The 16677-nt window shown below is 37.4% G+C and carries 17 protein-coding genes; 6 read left to right on the forward strand and 11 right to left on the reverse strand.

Going from position 1 to position 16677, the window contains the following annotated elements:
* Positions 1-119: 119 nt before the first annotated feature.
* The 4 genes from zwf to DCS32_RS12400 all read left to right on the forward strand — a co-directional run bounded on the left by zwf (position 120) and on the right by DCS32_RS12400 (position 5211).
* Positions 120-1631, forward strand: coding sequence for a glucose-6-phosphate dehydrogenase (gene zwf / locus DCS32_RS12385; RefSeq protein ID WP_108878557.1), 1512 nt, complete (start codon positions 120-122; stop codon positions 1629-1631).
* A gap of 61 nt (positions 1632-1692) precedes the next feature.
* Positions 1693-2406, forward strand: a complete 714-nt coding sequence (gene pgl / locus DCS32_RS12390; protein ID WP_108878558.1) for a 6-phosphogluconolactonase — start codon at positions 1693-1695, stop codon at positions 2404-2406.
* A 42-nt stretch (positions 2407-2448) separates the two neighbouring features.
* On the forward strand, positions 2449-3450 hold the full coding sequence (locus DCS32_RS12395) for a carboxypeptidase-like regulatory domain-containing protein (RefSeq protein ID WP_108878559.1): 1002 nt from the start codon (positions 2449-2451) through the stop codon (positions 3448-3450).
* A 120-nt stretch (positions 3451-3570) separates the two neighbouring features.
* The gene (locus tag DCS32_RS12400) at positions 3571-5211 is read left to right on the forward strand and encodes an ABC-F family ATP-binding cassette domain-containing protein (protein ID WP_108878560.1); all 1641 of its coding nucleotides are present in this window, start codon (positions 3571-3573) and stop codon (positions 5209-5211) included.
* Positions 5212-5329: 118 nt separating this feature from the next.
* Here the strand turns inward: DCS32_RS12400 and DCS32_RS12405 are convergent, their stop codons facing one another.
* The 9 genes from DCS32_RS12405 to DCS32_RS12445 all read right to left on the reverse strand — a co-directional run bounded on the left by DCS32_RS12405 (position 5330) and on the right by DCS32_RS12445 (position 12941).
* Complete coding sequence (locus tag DCS32_RS12405; protein ID WP_108878561.1) at positions 5330-7039, reverse strand: serine hydrolase domain-containing protein; 1710 nt, start codon at positions 7037-7039, stop codon at positions 5330-5332.
* A gap of 17 nt (positions 7040-7056) precedes the next feature.
* Complete coding sequence (locus tag DCS32_RS12410) at positions 7057-7563, reverse strand: VOC family protein (RefSeq protein WP_108878562.1); 507 nt, start codon at positions 7561-7563, stop codon at positions 7057-7059.
* On the reverse strand, positions 7563-8996 hold the full coding sequence (locus DCS32_RS12415) for an amidohydrolase (protein WP_108878563.1): 1434 nt from the start codon (positions 8994-8996) through the stop codon (positions 7563-7565). Before DCS32_RS12415 ends, DCS32_RS12410 begins: the two co-directional genes overlap by 1 nt.
* Positions 8997-9063: 67 nt before the next feature.
* Positions 9064-9435, reverse strand: a complete 372-nt coding sequence (locus tag DCS32_RS12420) for a hypothetical protein (RefSeq protein ID WP_108878564.1) — start codon at positions 9433-9435, stop codon at positions 9064-9066.
* Between the two features lie 118 nt (positions 9436-9553).
* The gene (locus tag DCS32_RS12425) at positions 9554-9937 is read right to left on the reverse strand and encodes a hypothetical protein (protein ID WP_108878565.1); all 384 of its coding nucleotides are present in this window, start codon (positions 9935-9937) and stop codon (positions 9554-9556) included.
* A 193-nt stretch (positions 9938-10130) separates the two neighbouring features.
* Positions 10131-10196 carry a hypothetical protein gene (locus DCS32_RS16325; protein WP_317047400.1) on the reverse strand — a complete coding sequence of 22 codons (66 nt, stop codon included), beginning with the start codon at positions 10194-10196 and terminating at the stop codon, positions 10131-10133.
* A gap of 87 nt (positions 10197-10283) precedes the next feature.
* Complete coding sequence (locus tag DCS32_RS12435; protein WP_108879290.1) at positions 10284-11594, reverse strand: cryptochrome/photolyase family protein; 1311 nt, start codon at positions 11592-11594, stop codon at positions 10284-10286.
* Positions 11595-11704: 110 nt separating this feature from the next.
* Positions 11705-12403, reverse strand: coding sequence for an SDR family NAD(P)-dependent oxidoreductase (locus DCS32_RS12440; RefSeq protein WP_108878566.1), 699 nt, complete (start codon positions 12401-12403; stop codon positions 11705-11707).
* Between the two features lie 28 nt (positions 12404-12431).
* Complete coding sequence (locus DCS32_RS12445) at positions 12432-12941, reverse strand: SRPBCC family protein (protein ID WP_108878567.1); 510 nt, start codon at positions 12939-12941, stop codon at positions 12432-12434.
* 323 nt (positions 12942-13264) lie between these two features.
* Here DCS32_RS12445 and DCS32_RS12450 point away from each other — a divergent pair, with 323 nt between their 5' ends.
* A complete protein-coding gene (locus DCS32_RS12450; RefSeq protein WP_108878568.1) occupies positions 13265-14110 on the forward strand; it encodes a DUF2911 domain-containing protein in 846 nt (281 codons plus the stop codon).
* A gap of 167 nt (positions 14111-14277) precedes the next feature.
* On the forward strand, positions 14278-15675 hold the full coding sequence (gene lpdA, locus DCS32_RS12455) for a dihydrolipoyl dehydrogenase (protein WP_108878569.1): 1398 nt from the start codon (positions 14278-14280) through the stop codon (positions 15673-15675).
* A 180-nt stretch (positions 15676-15855) separates the two neighbouring features.
* Here the strand turns inward: lpdA and DCS32_RS12460 are convergent, their stop codons facing one another.
* A complete protein-coding gene (locus DCS32_RS12460; RefSeq protein WP_108878570.1) occupies positions 15856-16170 on the reverse strand; it encodes a type II toxin-antitoxin system RelE/ParE family toxin in 315 nt (104 codons plus the stop codon).
* Positions 16152-16394 carry a hypothetical protein gene (locus DCS32_RS12465; protein ID WP_108878571.1) on the reverse strand — a complete coding sequence of 81 codons (243 nt, stop codon included), beginning with the start codon at positions 16392-16394 and terminating at the stop codon, positions 16152-16154. Before DCS32_RS12465 ends, DCS32_RS12460 begins: the two co-directional genes overlap by 19 nt.
* Between the last annotated feature and the right edge of the window lie 283 nt (positions 16395-16677).

Genomic DNA, 16677 nt, shown 5'->3' on the forward strand with positions numbered 1-16677 from the left:
GGTATTGCTCATCAAAAATAGTGGAAAAATAATTGTTTTTGTGAGTAAGTGGTGGGGAAGTCGGTTGGGAATGGACGAAAGTTTCAATACTTTTGAAGCACCTTAAATAAGTACTTCATATGCGCAAGACAGAGAATCAGTTATTAGTCATTTTTGGCGCTTCGGGAGACCTCACTGCCCGAAAATTAGTTCCTGCTCTATATAAATTATATAAAGACAAACACCTGCCAAAGCATTTTGCCGTACTCGGTGTGGCGCGTAGTTTTATGACGGATGAGGAGTTTAGAAAACGCGTAGCCCTAGAAAGTAAATATCTTGATGATAGTGAGGAGTTTATTGCCGCATTTTCTGAGAAGTTATTTTATGAAGATCTTCATAAAAAGTACGATGTAGATTACCGTGAGCTCAATGAGCGCATACAAGACATCAACACGACGTACCAGTGTGATAATAATATCATCTTCTATTTATCTACACCTCCTAGTTTATTTGAAGCCATTGCAAAAAACCTTACTGCAAAAGGACTTAATGATGAGCGTCTAGGCTGGAAACGACTTATTGTAGAAAAACCCTTTGGCTACAGTCTTGAGACTGCAAAGTCACTTAACGAGGGATTACATAGATATTTTAAAGAATCGCAGATTTATAGAATAGATCATTACTTAGGTAAAGAGACGGTTCAAAACATACTTGTTACTAGATTTGCAAATAGCATTTTTGAACCTTTATGGAATCGTGATTACATAGATCACGTTGAGATTACAAATGCAGAGAGTGGAGGCGTAGAGTCTCGTGGTGGTTATTATGACAAGTCTGGAGCTTTACGAGATATGTTTCAAAGTCACTTATTACAGCTTGTTGCATTAATAGTAATGGAACCACCATTAAGTGCAGATCCAGAAGAAATACGTAACGAAAAATTAAAAGCACTCAAGTCATTACGATTAATGACAGATCCAAAAGTGCTAGAAGAAAATACTATACGCGGGCAATATTTAAGCAGTGAGATAGATGGCGAGCGTGTAAATAGCTATCGTGAAGAAGAAGATGTAGATCCAGATAGTATTACAGAAACCTATGCAGCGGTAAAGTTTTTTGTAGATAACTGGCGCTGGGCAGATGTTCCTTTTTATGTGCGTACAGCAAAGCGTATGCCTACAAAGGTTACAGAAGTTGTGATACACTTTAAATCGCCACACCACCAGATTTTTAAAAACTCAGACATTAATAAGGATAATAAACTCATCATACGTATTCAGCCAGATGAGGGTATCTTAGTAAAGTTTGGTGTGAAAGTACCAGGTCAAGGATTTAAGGTAGAACGTGGTAATCTTGATTTTTACTACTCTAGCTTAGGTGATACAGATATTATGGAAGCTTACGAGCGACTATTACTGGATGCAATGCAAGGAGATGCTACCTTATATTCTCGTGCAGACGAGGTAGAAGCAGCATGGAGATTTACAGACCCTATACTTGAATACTGGACAAATCGAGATGTAAAGATGTATGGATATGCGGCAGGAGTCTGGGGTCCAGAATTTGCAGATGATCTCATAGAAGGTCGAGGCGGCTGGCGTAATCCAGGAGCCCATCTGGCAGATGATCCAGGATACTGTGTGATAGAATAACAATAATGAGTTTTACCCGTATTAACTAGCTTCTGCAGTTGCAGTTATAGAATAGAAAATAATGACACTACATATATCAAAAACAAAACAAGAAGTAGCTCAAGATTTTGCTACTTATTTAATGGAAGCTGCAAGCGGTAAAGAACGTTTTACTGTAGCGCTATCTGGAGGAAGCACTCCGAAAATTGTTTTTGACTTACTTGCAGAGAAGCATAAAGATGCCGACTGGTCTAAGTTTCAGTTTTACTGGGGTGATGAGCGTTGTGTTGCGCCTACAGATGAGCAAAGCAATTACAAAATGACCGTCGATCATTTGTTTTCAAAAATCAATATCCCTGCAGGAAATATACACCGTATCCTTGGCGAAAATAATCCAGAAGCAGAAGCTATACGTTATGCAGAGGTTTTAGAAAGTACGCTCGCTTCAGAAAATGAGGTGCCACAATTTGATTTAGTCATATTAGGGATGGGAGATGATGGTCATACAGCTTCTATATTTCCACATGAAATAGAACTGTGGGACTCGTCAAACTGGTGCGAAGTCGCAACACATCCAGAATCTGGGCAACAACGCGTGAGTATTACGGGCGATATTATCAACAATGCGCAAGCCGTAGCATTTCTAGTTACTGGCGCATCAAAAGAAGAAAAGATAGTGACTATCATTAATCAAGAAGAAGATTTTAGAGACTATCCAGCAAGTCTTGTGTCACCACTCTCTGGAGAACTTCGTTGGTTTATGGATGAGGAAGCAGCAAGTGGTTTAGGCCAATAGATTTACCCGAAAATAATAATATGTTGTCGTAATTTATATCTTATGAAAGTAGCTAGTTGTATTGTCTTTTTTCTTTTTGCGATAACAATACATGCTCAAGATGTAATTACGGGAACGTTACTAGCCACAAAAGATAGTCTAGCCATCGAGAATGCTTCTGTCTATTTTAATAATACTACCATTGGCGCTATATCTAATGCGCAAGGTAACTTCACGATAACAAGAGATAACAACATACAGACAGAACTAATTATAAGTGTTTTGGGTTTTGAGACGCTTATTATCCCTCACAATCAATTAGGCTCTTTAGGAACGCTTTACCTCAAGAAAAGCATCGATTCACTAGATGAAGTGATATTAGATGATGATACTTGGAGTCGCGAGCGCAAATTGAGAGCTTTTAGAAGATATTTTATCGGTCCTCTCGTTAGCGCGAGCGATGTGAAAATATTGAATGAAAAAGATATTCGGTTGAGATATAGCGCTACTAACGGGATGCTATATGCGGACAGCAAGGTGCCTATTAAGATTAAGAATAAAAACTTAGGGTATCTCGTATCTTATGACCTTATGGACTTTGAGGTTACTTATGAGAAAAGTCTCAACGGATTTAATATGGCAAGCAAGTCCTTTTTTGTGGGTACTGTATTTTTTGAAAATATTAAAGAAAAAACGAGCCGTAAGATTTTAAAAAATAGAACTGCAGAATATAATGGCTCATTACTTCACTTTCTAAGAGCCTTACGCGATCATAAACTAGTAAAAGAAAAGTATAGAGTTTTTCTAGGTAAATATGAGACTGCTCCATATGCACCTTTTAAAATAATTCCTACAGATAAAGGGCATGAAGTAACCCTTCTTGAAGAGGATATCCAGATTCTTTATAACCAAGACGAGCAATCTAAACTTGAAGCTACAGCTCCATTTTTGATTGATTCATTTGGAAATCATAGTCCTGTTGATGTCTTGTATACAGGAGGTGCGATGGCAGCACGTAAGGTAGGAGCAATGCTACCTTTGACTTTTGAACTAGCAGAAGAATAGTATGCAGATTTTTTATCTTTCCGCTTAGATTCTTATTTTGAAATTACGCTTTTGCGAAGGCATACTAATCTTCACACAGCACCACTTAATATAGTATTTTTGCAATCTTAAATTTATATTATGATTGCAGTAGATAACCTTGCCGTTGAGTTTAGCGGAGACACACTTTTTGCAGATGTTTCTTTCTCTATTAATGAGAATGATAAAATTGCCCTCATGGGTAAAAACGGAGCTGGTAAGTCTACCATGATGAAAATTATCGCAGGAGCGCTAAAACCTACTCGCGGTAACGTGCGAACTCCAAAGGATGCAGTCATAGCATACTTGCCACAGCACTTACTAACAGATGATGATTGTACGGTAATGGAGGAGGCTTCTAAGGCATTCTCTACTGTTTTTACAATGAAGGAGGAGATGGCTCGTCTTAACAAGGAACTTGAAACTCGTACAGATTATGAGTCTAAGGAATACATGGATATCATCACTAAGGTGACAGATCTTGGCGAGAAGTTCTATGCGATTGAGGAGGTGAATTATGAAGAGGAAGTTGAAAAAGCATTAAAAGGACTTGGGTTTAAACGCGAGGATTTTACAAGACCTACGAGCGAATTTTCTGGAGGATGGCGCATGCGTATTGAGCTAGCCAAAATCTTACTACAAAAACCAGATCTTATCTTACTGGATGAGCCTACAAACCACGTAGATATTGAATCGGTGATATGGTTGGAGGATTTCTTGTTGAATAAGGCAAAGGCTGTCGTTGTGATCTCTCACGACAAGGCGTTTATTGACAATATTACAAATCGTACGATAGAGGTTACGATGGGTCGTATTTACGATTACAAAGCAAATTACTCGCACTATCTTGAGCTACGTGCAGATCGTCGTACGCATCAAATTAAAGCCTACCAAGAGCAGCAAAAATTTATTGCAGATAATCAAGCATTTATAGACCGTTTTAAAGGAACGTACAGTAAGACAAATCAAGTATCTTCTCGTGAGCGCATGCTAGAAAAGCTTACCATTATTGAGATTGATGAGGTAGATAACTCGGCACTAGCATTGAGATTTCCGCCGGCGCCTAGATCTGGAGACTTTCCTGTAAAGGTGAAAGATCTTACTAAAAAGTATGACGATCATACGGTGTTTAGCGGTGCAAATATGGATATCGCTCGAGGCGAAAAAGTAAGTTTTGTAGGTAGAAATGGCGAAGGAAAATCGACGATGATTAAAGCCATTCTAGGAGAGATAGAAGTAGAAGGTGCTTGCGAACTAGGACATAATGTGAAAGTGGGTTATTTTGCTCAAAATCAGGCTGCTTTATTAGATCCAGATCTTACCGTTTTTCAAACAGTAGATGAGGTTGCCAAAGGCGATATGCGCACGCAAATTAAAAATATATTGGGTCGCTTTATGTTTTCAGGAGACAGCCTTGATAAAAAGGTAAGTGTACTTTCTGGAGGAGAGAAAACGAGACTAGCAATGGTGAAGTTACTTCTTGATCCCGTAAACTTATTAATACTGGATGAGCCTACAAACCACCTAGATATAAAGTCTAAAGATGTTTTAAAAGAAGCACTACAAACCTTTGATGGAACACTTATCCTAGTTTCTCACGATCGTGATTTCTTACAAGGACTCTCTAAGAAAGTTTTTGAGTTTAAAGAAAAACGAGTGATTGAGCACTTTGAAAGCATAGATGACTTCTTAAAAAGAAACCGTATTGAAAATCTTAAGGAAATAGATTTAATGAAGTCTTAGGTCACTCTAACTTACAAACCCCTTGATAATTAGTCGAGTACGCTCTAGGTGAGTTTGTAGATTTTATTTTGAATTAGAATATACTTAGCAATAAAACTGTATCATTGAATAAATTATGCTAATTACTTATGCGTCTAAAAACGATATTTCGAGCACGTTCATTTGCCGTTCCTTTAAAGCCATTTACTACGTTATCTTTTCTTGTGAATTCTAGAAAAAGTCGCTCACAGTTGCCTCTATCGCGAGACACCAATAATGAACTAGACAGTCCTGGAGAAAATTTTATAACTAGCTGACTATCTTTAATTAAAATAGTATAAGTTGTGTCTAGTTCTTCTGAGTAGTAATTACCAACATAATCATTGAAATTTATTTCTCCAGAGGATTTTGCTAATCTTTTGAACGTTGAAGTCGTATTATCTTGTTTGATTTCTAATTTTTGAAATTTTTCAAACTTATTTTCTAAAAATGTAAAAGAAAGAGAATTGTCTTCTGGAACTATATAGGTATTACCTTCCTTATTTTTCAATAAATAATCTTGTTCATCCCATTTCTGAAAAACTTTTAGTGTTTTGTTCTCAATAGTGATTTCCATTTCAATGCCTGGTTGTAACTCGTATGCACCTTTGAAAAATTCTAAATCTGTAATTGTAACTTCAATATCTTCTATTTGATTATTAGGTTCCTTTTTTTCTACTTTATTTATAAATAGATTTAAGATTTGATAAGTCTTCTGATATTTTTTAAAGTCATCTCTATTTGCGAAAATTATAATAGATAGATGTAGTTCAGGTACTCTTAAATATTGAGTTTTAAAACCAGCTTTATCTCCTCCATGAGATATAGTTTTATAGCCTTTGTAACTTCTAGGAAATTGACCAAAACTGTAACCTGAATCTCTGCCATCATTGAGTTTACTCTCTGATTGCATTTTATCAATAATTTCTTGATTTCCTTTTCCTAATTTATTGTCATAGAAATTTTGATCCCATAAATATATATCTTCTATTGTTGTATATATACCGCTTGGACCAACGATATCAGAGCGGATTATTTGATTTTCAAATTCACCATATTCATTATGATGGTAACTAAATACCCTGTTTTTTATCAATTTTGTATTGTCATTATAAAACACAGTATTAGACATACCCAGTGGTTTAAAAATATAATGTTGACCAAATTCATCTATCGATTTACCACTTACTTTTTCTATTATTTTTACTAATAAGAAGTAACCACTGTTGCTGTATGAGAATTCTTCTCCGGTGGGGAAGTTTAGTTCTTTCTGAGATTTTATAAGTTTATACAGATCTGCAGGATCAATATTGTCTAGACTATTGATTCCTTTCAAATATAATAATACACCGCTATCTCTAAGACCACTTGTATGATGAATGAGATGTGATAACGTTATAGGAGAAGCATATTCTGGAAAGTCAGGTAAATGTTTCTGAATAGGATCTTCTAGGTTTAATTTACCTTGCTCTTCAAGTAAGAGGATAGAAAAAGCTACAAACTGTTTTGTTATTGATGCTATGTTAAATACAGAATATTCTGTTAATGGAATACTGTGCTCTAAATCTGCATTACCATATCCTTTTTTGTAAATAAGTTTACCATCCTTAATTATGCCTACAGAAGCACCAGGAAGGTCCACATTTCCGTATTCTTTAAATAGAGAGTCAACTTTTGAAATTGAAAAATTTTGACTAAAAACAACAGTCGAAAATAAGATTAAGATAATTTTTAAAAACTTCATTAATTGTTTTTCAAATATAAGTTGCTGAGTAAATATAAGCTTCAATGTTAAGGTATCTCCATACATTCCCTATACTTTCCATTTTAATTAAACTGCTTCCCATCATTTACTTCCACCCAATATCCATCTGGATCTTGGAAGTAGAGTTGGCGCACTTTATCTGGACGTGTTGAAATTTGGTTAGCACTTCCTGGCCAGTCATAGTAGTTGAGATTTCTTTTTTCTATGCTTTCGCGAAAGCGGTCAAAATCACCTACAGCAAGCGCAATATGAACTCCTTTAGGTATTTTCTTATCAAGGCTATCTACTTGAATGATATGCAATTCTTGCGATAATCCTAGTCCAAACCATCTTATATGCGGCTGCTCTGTACCATCTTTAATTTCCTTCAAACCGAAAACCTCTTGATAAAAAGCGACACTTTGATCTAAATCTGTAACGTTAATCGCATAATGATCTATCGCAACTTGAAATCCTGACGCTGAGTCTGAATTAGTGGTTTCTGTGCTTGTTTTTTCTGCACACGAGAAAAAGCATAACGCAGTAACTACAATAGCTACTGCGTTTGTAAATAATTTATTAGTCATCATTATTTTCCTTGGTTTACTGGCGGCGGTCCTGCTGGTACAATCGCTTCGTACACGGCATCACCTTTACGTTCTTTATATTCTGCTTTCACTTCTTTTACAAGCGCAGGATCTTCAAAAAGATCAAGCATCGTCATACTCATTGCTTTACTAGCATACGTCATTCCTTTGTGACCAATAGACATCCCGCCACAAGCCACGACAGCCCATGAGTGCCATGGTGTATCCTTAGGAGCAGTGGTAACTCCAAGGTTGATGTTTGCAACATTCCAGCTTACATCTCCCACATCTGTACTACCACCACCTGGATTTTCTCTAGTCGCTTCAAGTGGTTTTATAGCACTGTCCATACCCACCTGAGGCTTCCCGGTTACTTCTTGAATTTTTTTACCAAAGGCAATTTCTTCTGGCGTGTATGTGATAGGTCCTAGAAGTTCGAGGTTATTTTGCATTACCGCTCCACCAGTTCTATTTACAAGTACTTCATAAATTCCAGAAATTAGAGAGACCTTATAATCCACATCTGCGAGGATGGCTGCGCCTTCTACCATTTCTTGTAAGCGCTCATACACAGGCATCATGCCTTTGCGTTCTGTGTCGCGCACACGCATCCAGAGACGCGAATAATCTGGTACTACATTTACCACTTGACCGCCATCTTGTATGTGGTAGTGCATGCGTACGGTAGGCTTTACGTGCTCACGATAATAGTTTACACCTGTTGTATAAATTTCAAGCGCATCAGAGGCAGAGCGTCCATTCCATGGGTCTGCACTGGCGTGTGCTGCTTGACCAAAGAATTCTATTTTAAAATCTACAAGCGCGAGAGAGCTTTGTACATCTGCTTTCATTTCTGCTGCTGGATGCCAAGAAATATTTACATCTACATCATCCCAAAGACCTTCACGCACCATCCATATTTTTCCAAAGAACTTTTCTTCAGATGGTGTTCCCATGAACTTTACGGTTCCTTTGATTTTTCCGGCTTCTATTTGTTCTTTTATGGCAATGGCAGCACCTAAACTCGCTGCGCCAAACATATTGTGACCACAGCCATGACCAGGCTCACCTTCATTGAGCGGATTCTTTGTTGGCTCTGTTTTTTGTGAAAGTCCTGGAAGTGCATCAAACTCTCCCAATACACTAATAACAGGACTGCCAGATCCATACGTAGCGACAAAAGCCGTAGGCATTCCAGCAACGCCGCGATCTACGGTAAATCCATTTTTTTCGGCATAACTAGCTAGAATTTCAGCCGACTGGGTTTCTTCAAAAGCAGTTTCGGCGATAGACCATATCTCATCAGAAATACGGATGAGTTCTTTTTCATGTTTTTCAACAGCGGCAATTACTGCTTGTTTGTTTTTTGATAGTTTTTGAGCAGAGACGCTTAGCGTGATCATACTCAAAACGTAGAGGAGTGTCAATTTTTTCATTAAAGTCTAACATTTTGGTTGGTAGCTTCTAAGATACACAAAATCAAAACTCTAGAAAATGTTATCGTTACGATAGGTTACTGCTTATCACTCCATACCATAATAACGCAGCCCACGCCCAACATATCAGCGCATATATAACTCTCAGAATATGTACAGAATGTAGTTTGTTGCGTAGAAAGTGCCAAGCAAGCCCAGCCCAAATAAAACCGAAAGACCAGAACATACCAACACCTATGGTTGCCGGCCATACCCAATCACCTGTCCAGTCATTGAGGGTAGGATAGGAGGTAAACAAGAATGAAACGGGATAATAGAGTAACGCTCCTAGAATCCCCATGCTAAAGAGTCCCATAGGAAGTATTGCGATAAAGGCTATGATGGAGAATCTTGTAGTGTATGATAATGACTTCCAGAAAGTGAGTATGGATGATAGCATGGGAGATTGTTAGCTACTAATATATAAAAAGTACGCTTTCGCGAAAGAATAATGAAAGAAGGTTACGGCAACATGCCAGTATTATTTGTAATTATGTGTAAGCTTTTTAAGGAAGCCATTACAAAGTACTTTCAAAAACTCCTTTATACTCTAAAATCTCCGTTGATTTTAATTTAGATTTGTTACTATCTATTGCCTTTTCAAATATTAAAATAAGTGCTTTCTTGTCTAGTTCTGATTTTAAATGTCTTACATTCTTTGGGTTTTGTATCATTCCACATAGATATTCAAATTTGTCACCCTCAGTAATTGTTTCAATAAAATCTCCATCCAAATAGCAGTTTAAATCAGATTTCATTTTCCATTTTGGATTACTATTTTCCCATATTTCATAATCTCTATCAGATACAGCTTCATTAGGTTCAGTCTCCCAATATGATTCAGTATAAGATGTCGCATCTTTTCTAGTTTCAAACTCTCCTAAAAAAACGTGTACTTTCATTTATTTGACATTTTTTCAAATTTATGACAACAGCCCATCACACAAAGCAAATACACCTTCAAATAGCTATAAGAATTGCGACTTGCTTTAATATCTGGTCTTATTTATTCGACCTAAATATACAATGAATTTGCAGACAGAGCGTAGCGCTTCAAAAGGCGCTTGAACAAATACGCTTTCGCGAAAGCGAAAACTATACGATACCACCATTTGTGTATAGCACTTGGCTAGACACCCATTTTGAATCATCGCTTACCATAAAAAGAACTGCTTTTGCAATATCTTCTGGTTGTGCAAGTCTGTTAATTGGGATTTATTTTTAAGTTGGCCTATTAATATTTTATAATTATGCCACCGCTTCTTTATACTTCTTTAGACAACGCTCTCTAGCTTCCTTGTGGTCCACCATTTTCTCAGGATACTTATCTGTATCATGCTCTGGAATCCACTTTGAGATGTATTCTTTTTGCTTGTCAAATTTATCCACCTGCGTTATGGGATTAAAAATGCGGAAGTATGGTGCTGCATCAACCCCAGAACCTGCTGCCCACTGCCAGTTTCCTACATTTGAGCTCATCTCATAGTCCAATAACTTTTCGGCAAAATAAGTTTCTCCCCATCTCCAGTCTATAAGTAAGTGCTTACACAAAAAGCTCGCCACCAGCATACGCACTCTATTGTGCATATATCCCGTAGTGTTGAGTTCGCGCATACCAGCATCTACAAGTAAATAACCAGTCTCGCCATTTTTCCACTTTTCAAATTCGTCTTCATTATTTCGCCATTCTATGCGGTCGTATTTTGATCTAAATGCTTCATCTTTTGTATGTGGAAAGTGATACAGAATTTGCATAAAAAACTCCCGCCATATGAGTTCGCTCCAGAAAATCTCGTTGGTTTCTGCAATAGCTTTTTTCATCATCTTGCGCACACTTACGGTTCCAAAACGCAAATGCGGACCTAAATGTGAGGTACCATCTTGCGCAGGGAAGTTGCGAGTGTCTTCATAATTTTGAATAAGGGTAGGAGTAACTTCATACTCAGGGACCTCAATAGAAGATTTTTCAAACCCCATGTCTGATAAACTCAGATTAGGCAATCGACTATGCTCAATAAGATTATCAATGTGTTGTGAGGTGTAGTGTATTTTGAGATCCTTGTCTTCATCAAAATGTTCTTTCCACTTATTCTTAAACGGTGTGTAAACTACGTATGGATCGCCATCACCTTTAACCACCTCGTCTTTTTCAAATATCACCTGATCCTTGAAGGTCTTAAAATCAATATCATTATCCATGAGCAATGATGTAATCGCCTCATCTCTCTCCTTTGCATATGGCTCATAATCACGATTTGTAAAAACCGTAGCAATCTCATAATCTTTACTGAGCTGCTTGAAAACTTTTTCTGGCGTATTGTAATACATGGCTAGCGAACTACCATGCTCGTCCTGCAAGGTGCTACGCATTTTTTGAAGCGTTTCAAAAATGAACGTCACGCGGGCATCATCTTTTGGTAATTTATCGAGAATTTCTTTGTCAAAAATAAAGATAGGAAGCACCGGTAAGTCACCTTTAAGTGCTTCTAGAAATCCTACGTTATCATCTAATCGTAAATCACGACGAAACCAAAAAATATTTACTTTATTACTGCTCATAGTTGTTGCATAAGAAAGCCCAAAGATACTAATCGCATCTTTGAGCCCTGTGATAATGAGTTCCACGCTTTCGCGAAAGCGCACCATCCATAATTGTTAAATGTAGGGGTTTAATTTACGTTAAGCGTACTCATTCCTCCGTCTACACCAATCACTTGCCCAGTAATCCAAGAGCTCTCATCGCCTAATAAAAAGGCAGCAATGTTTGCAATGTCTTGGCTAGTCCCTACGCGTTTAAGAGGGTGACGAGCATCCATCATTTCTTTTTTCTTGTCATTACTTAATAATCTTTTGGCAAGAGGAGTATCTGTAAGTGATGGTGCGATTACATTTACTCTTAGTTTAGGAGCATACTCTGCTGCTAGTGCTTTTGCAAAACCTTCGATAGCGCCTTTTGCCGCAGCTACACTGGTGTGGAAAGGCATACCAACCTTAACCGCTACAGTACTAAAGAAGACTAAACTCGCTTGCTTAGATTTTTTTAAGTGCTCCATAATCTGGTGAACTACTTTAATCATGCTCAAAAAGTTGAGTTCCATATCATCTCTAAAGGTATCTACGCTTAGCATTTTAAAAGGCTTAAGGTTAATAGTCCCAGGACAGAACACAAAACCATCGATATGATCTGGCAGCTGGCTCAAATCTAGTTCGTCTTTTTCTGTGTCGTACTCGATGTAGTTTACATCAAGATTTCCTAGATTTTCATTAGTACGCGATGCTACGTAAACTGTGTGATCGTGGTGTAATTTGCTGGCTATTTCAAAACCAATTCCGTGACTTCCTCCTATTAAAAGTATGTTTTTGCCCATAATGTTATTTGTTATTGTGGTGATGCAGTTATGCGATTATATCTTGTTTTAAGGTTGTGGTAGTATCTGAAGGAGCTTTGTACACTCCAAATTTTTCTTCAAGCGCTTTCTTTCTATATTCAAAAATCTCATCAAGCTTAGGTTGTACTAGATATGGATGTGCAAGTCTACCTAAGAATCCTGCAGGTACCGCATAGTCTACAATATCTTCCATCTCTACACCACCAGGAATTGCTTTGATAAAGTGTTTGTGATGCCACAATGCGTATGGACCATACTTTTGCTCATCTACAAAGTATTCTCCTTCCTTTACACTTATAATTTCTGTCACCCATTTCATTTTAATATTAGAAATAGGAGTCACCGTATATTGTATAAGCTGTCCCGCATACACTGGTCTATCGGCACCAGATAGAATGTTGAAATTCATATATGATGGCGTGATAGTACCTAGGTTACGTGCATTTGATAAGAAATTCCAAGCTTCTTCCACCGTGATAGGAACATTTTGCTTGGTATGTATTTGATAGATTTTCATAGTCGCTTTATTGAGAGTTTAAAAATACAATCAAAATGTTTAATAACAAGTGACTAAAGGTTAAACAAAAATTAAAATAAAGTTGTATTGAGTTATGGGAATCTGTCTTGAGAATAGCTTAAGGAAAGAGCAGATTAAGTAAATGTATATAGAGTAAGCGCAGACAATCGGTAATGTTTACAGAAAGAAACAGCATCAAGCCATTTAAGAGAATGCGCTGATATTAAGATTTTGTTAACATTTGCCCTTTAAGAACGCCTTATTTTTGTGAAAGATATTTTCGCGAAAGCGTAAAAATCACCTTAACTAAAAAAACAACAACAATGAAAAAATTACTTTTTGTAGCCTTCTTGGGGCTCATGACAGCGGGCGTTAATGCGCAAATTGACACACCAGCACCAAGCCCAGCGGCTAAAGTGATGCAAGTAGTAGGTCTTACAGATGTGACATTAGAATACTCACGTCCAGCAATGAAAGGACGTACTATTATGGGCGATCTTGTGCCTTATGGAGCAATGTGGCGTACAGGAGCAAATGCAAATACTACGGTAAGTTTTTCTACTCCAGTAACAGTAGGAGGGAAGGAACTTAAAGCAGGTTCTTATGCAGTATACACAAAGCCTATGCAAGATGCGTGGGAAGTATATTTTTATACAGATACTAGCAACTGGGGAACTCCAGCAACTTGGGATGATAGTAAAGTAGCAGCGACTGTTACAGCAAAAGTACAGACTACAAATATGGCAGCAGAGTCATTTACTATGGGAATCAACCATATTAATAATGATGGTGCACACTTAACTATGCAGTGGGATAAAACGTATGTTGCAGTACCTTTTAACGTACCAGCAAACGAGACTGTAATGGCGCAAATTGATAAGATTATGGCTGGACCAGCAATGGGCGATTATTATGCAGCAGCAGTATATCTTTCTAGCACTGGGCAATCTCTAGAAAAAGCAAACACCTACATGGAGAAAGCAATGGCGATGAACAAAGAACCTAAGTTCTGGCAATTACGCCAGCAGTCTTTATTACTTGCAAAAGTAGGCAACAAGAAAGGCGCTATCAAAGCTGCACAAGCATCTCTAGAAGGAGCAAAGGAGGCAAATAATCAAGATTACATTAAGATGAACATGGACTCTCTAAAAGAATGGGGAGCAATGTAAGTGATAATTTTTCGCTTTCGCGAAAATTTTAAAGCCCTCACTAGAGGGCTTTTTTTATGGAAAATTAGTACTGGATATTATGATGATTTTATACAAAAAAGGAGTCTTGTTTATGTTTTAAACTACTGCTCATATTTGTATCTTTGAATAACTTTTAAAAATAAATTATGAGTTCATACGATGTAGCCGTTATAGGCTCTGGTCCTGGAGGATATGTTGCAGCAATACGCTGTGCACAACTAGGAATGAAAACTGCAATTATAGAGAAATATAGTACACTAGGAGGAACATGTCTTAACGTAGGGTGTATCCCTTCTAAGGCGCTTCTAGACTCATCACACCACTATGAAGATGCTATCAAGCACTTTGAAGAGCACGGTATCGAAGTAGGTGATGTAAAATTTAACCTAGAGAAAATGATTTCTCGCAAGCAAGGAGTTGTAGATACTACTACAAAGGGTATCGAGTTCTTGATGGGTAAAAATAACATAGACGTTTATCAAGGTGTAGGTTCTTTTAAAGATGCTACACACATCAATATCGCTGGTGAAAAGAACGAAACTATTGAGGCAAAAAACACCATTATTGCCACAGGTTCTAAGCCTAGTACATTACCTTTTATCACGCTAGATAAAGAACGTATCATTACTTCTACAGAGGCGTTAAAACTTCCAGAAGTACCTAAACATCTAGTTGTAATAGGTGGAGGAGTAATAGGTCTTGAGCTTGGTCAAGTATATAAGCGTCTAGGCGCAGAAGTAACAGTAGTCGAGTATATGGATCGCATTATCCCAACTATGGATGGCGCGCAAAGTAAAGAACTACTTAAAGTCTTCAAGAAGCAAAAAATGAAATTTGCACTTTCTCACGGTGTTACTGCTGTGGAGAGAAATGGAGATGAAGTAACTGTAAAAGCCACAGATAAGAAAGGACAAGAAGTTGAGTTTAAGGCAGATTACGTGCTTGTAGCCGTAGGTCGTCGTGCTTATACAGATGGTCTTAATCTTGATGCTGTAGGTATAAAGACAGATGAGAGAGGAAAAGTTGAGGTAAACGAGCACTTGCAGACTAATGTGTCAAACATTTATGCAATAGGTGACGTGATTAAAGGAGCAATGCTTGCTCACAAAGCAGAGGAAGAAGGAACACTCGTTGCCGAAATCATGGCAGGTCAAAAACCTCACATTGATTATAACTTAATTCCAGGTGTTGTATACACATGGCCAGAAGTTGCCTCTGTAGGTAAAACTGAGGAGCAACTTAAAGAAGCTGGTGTAGCCTACAAGTCTGGGCAGTTCCCTATGCGTGCACTAGGACGTAGCCGCGCAAGTGGTGATACCGATGGATTTGTAAAAATCCTTGCAGACAAGGAAACAGATGAAGTACTAGGAGTACACATGGTAGGAGCTCGTGTAGCAGACTTAATTGCTGAAGGTGTAACCGCAATGGAATTCCGTGCAAGTGCAGAAGATATTGCACGCATGAGCCACGCACACCCTACGTATGCAGAAGCTGTAAAGGAAGCAGCACTAGCCGCAACCGAAGATCGCCCGATACATATCTAAAAGACATTAGAATGATACAAAAAAAACCTGCTAGTGATAGCAGGTTTTTTTGGTTTGTGGGGTATTTCCCGGGTTAGTAAAAATCCGTTGAAGGATTATCTAAATGTATATGGAAGTTTTTAGGATGCAACATCCGTATTTCTCAATTATATGGAGAATCGAGACTTAAGTTATCTTATGCTAATTTTTATCTTTTAAAATTTGTAATAATCTTTTTGGATTTTGCCTATTATCCCAAAATGCGGTAATTAATATTTCCTTATCGGTCACTTTATAAAAAATACTAAAGTTTCCAATCGACGATACTCTTGTTTCTTTGAAGGGAGCTTCTTTATATATAAAAGGTGTTTCCGCAATTAGAGTTGTTCGTTTAGCTACAGTTTGAATAAGCTTTTTTGAGTATATCGCAGATTTGTTATGTTTTACCCAATATTCAAGTATTCCAACATATTGAATATCGGCTGTACTAGTCCATCTTACATTTCGTTTAGCCATTCAAGATTCCGTTTATCCATTGCTTCCTGTGAAATCAATCGTCCGTACTTTATGTCAGCTTCGCTCATTTCAAGCATTTCTTTTTGTTCATCAGTTAACTCTACAATATTATTTTCTGCTGAGCTGGAAGAAATTATATTATCCAGCGCTACCAAAAAGTCTTTATTCTGGATAGACAAAATTTTGTCAATCAGTTTACTACGTATTTTATCAACTGTTGCCATAATTGTTCAATTTATATTACAATTTCGGAAATTTAAGTGAAGTTTCATAATATTTGACAACAAGACATTGTAAAAGGTAAATTTGGCATTTCACGGTTGAGGCTGTAAATTTCCCTCATTCTAATTGTTTCTTTTAATACAACATACAATTAATTCTTAAATAGTCTTTTACTTTCAAAGTTATCAACATCTTATGCGCTGAGGAGACTGTTGCCAACTTTCATCCACCTCAAAAAACCTTACCAAATAAAAGAGCTAAACACAATGTGTTTAGCTCTTTTAT

The organism is Dokdonia sp. Dokd-P16 (genome assembly GCF_003095655.1).
Taxonomy (GTDB): Bacteria; Bacteroidota; Bacteroidia; order Flavobacteriales; family Flavobacteriaceae; genus Dokdonia.

Excerpts from the sequence above, each read along its gene's own strand:
- zwf (WP_108878557.1), top strand. The coding sequence starts at position 120 with ATGCGCAAGACAGAGAATCAGTTATTAGTCATTTTTGGCGCTTCGGGA.
- pgl (WP_108878558.1), top strand. The coding sequence starts at position 1,693 with ATGACACTACATATATCAAAAACAAAACAAGAAGTAGCTCAAGATTTT.
- DCS32_RS12395 (WP_108878559.1), top strand. The coding sequence starts at position 2,449 with ATGAAAGTAGCTAGTTGTATTGTCTTTTTTCTTTTTGCGATAACAATA.
- DCS32_RS12400 (WP_108878560.1), top strand. The coding sequence starts at position 3,571 with ATGATTGCAGTAGATAACCTTGCCGTTGAGTTTAGCGGAGACACACTT.
- DCS32_RS12405 (WP_108878561.1), bottom strand. The coding sequence starts at position 7,039 with ATGTATGGAGATACCTTAACATTGAAGCTTATATTTACTCAGCAACTT.
- DCS32_RS12410 (WP_108878562.1), bottom strand. The coding sequence starts at position 7,563 with ATGATGACTAATAAATTATTTACAAACGCAGTAGCTATTGTAGTTACT.
- DCS32_RS12415 (WP_108878563.1), bottom strand. The coding sequence starts at position 8,996 with ATGAAAAAATTGACACTCCTCTACGTTTTGAGTATGATCACGCTAAGC.
- DCS32_RS12420 (WP_108878564.1), bottom strand. The coding sequence starts at position 9,435 with ATGCTATCATCCATACTCACTTTCTGGAAGTCATTATCATACACTACA.
- DCS32_RS12425 (WP_108878565.1), bottom strand. The coding sequence starts at position 9,937 with ATGAAAGTACACGTTTTTTTAGGAGAGTTTGAAACTAGAAAAGATGCG.
- DCS32_RS12435 (WP_108879290.1), bottom strand. The coding sequence starts at position 11,594 with ATGAGCAGTAATAAAGTAAATATTTTTTGGTTTCGTCGTGATTTACGA.
- DCS32_RS12440 (WP_108878566.1), bottom strand. The coding sequence starts at position 12,403 with ATGGGCAAAAACATACTTTTAATAGGAGGAAGTCACGGAATTGGTTTT.
- DCS32_RS12445 (WP_108878567.1), bottom strand. The coding sequence starts at position 12,941 with ATGAAAATCTATCAAATACATACCAAGCAAAATGTTCCTATCACGGTG.
- DCS32_RS12450 (WP_108878568.1), top strand. The coding sequence starts at position 13,265 with ATGAAAAAATTACTTTTTGTAGCCTTCTTGGGGCTCATGACAGCGGGC.
- lpdA (WP_108878569.1), top strand. The coding sequence starts at position 14,278 with ATGAGTTCATACGATGTAGCCGTTATAGGCTCTGGTCCTGGAGGATAT.
- DCS32_RS12460 (WP_108878570.1), bottom strand. The coding sequence starts at position 16,170 with ATGGCTAAACGAAATGTAAGATGGACTAGTACAGCCGATATTCAATAT.
- DCS32_RS12465 (WP_108878571.1), bottom strand. The coding sequence starts at position 16,394 with ATGGCAACAGTTGATAAAATACGTAGTAAACTGATTGACAAAATTTTG.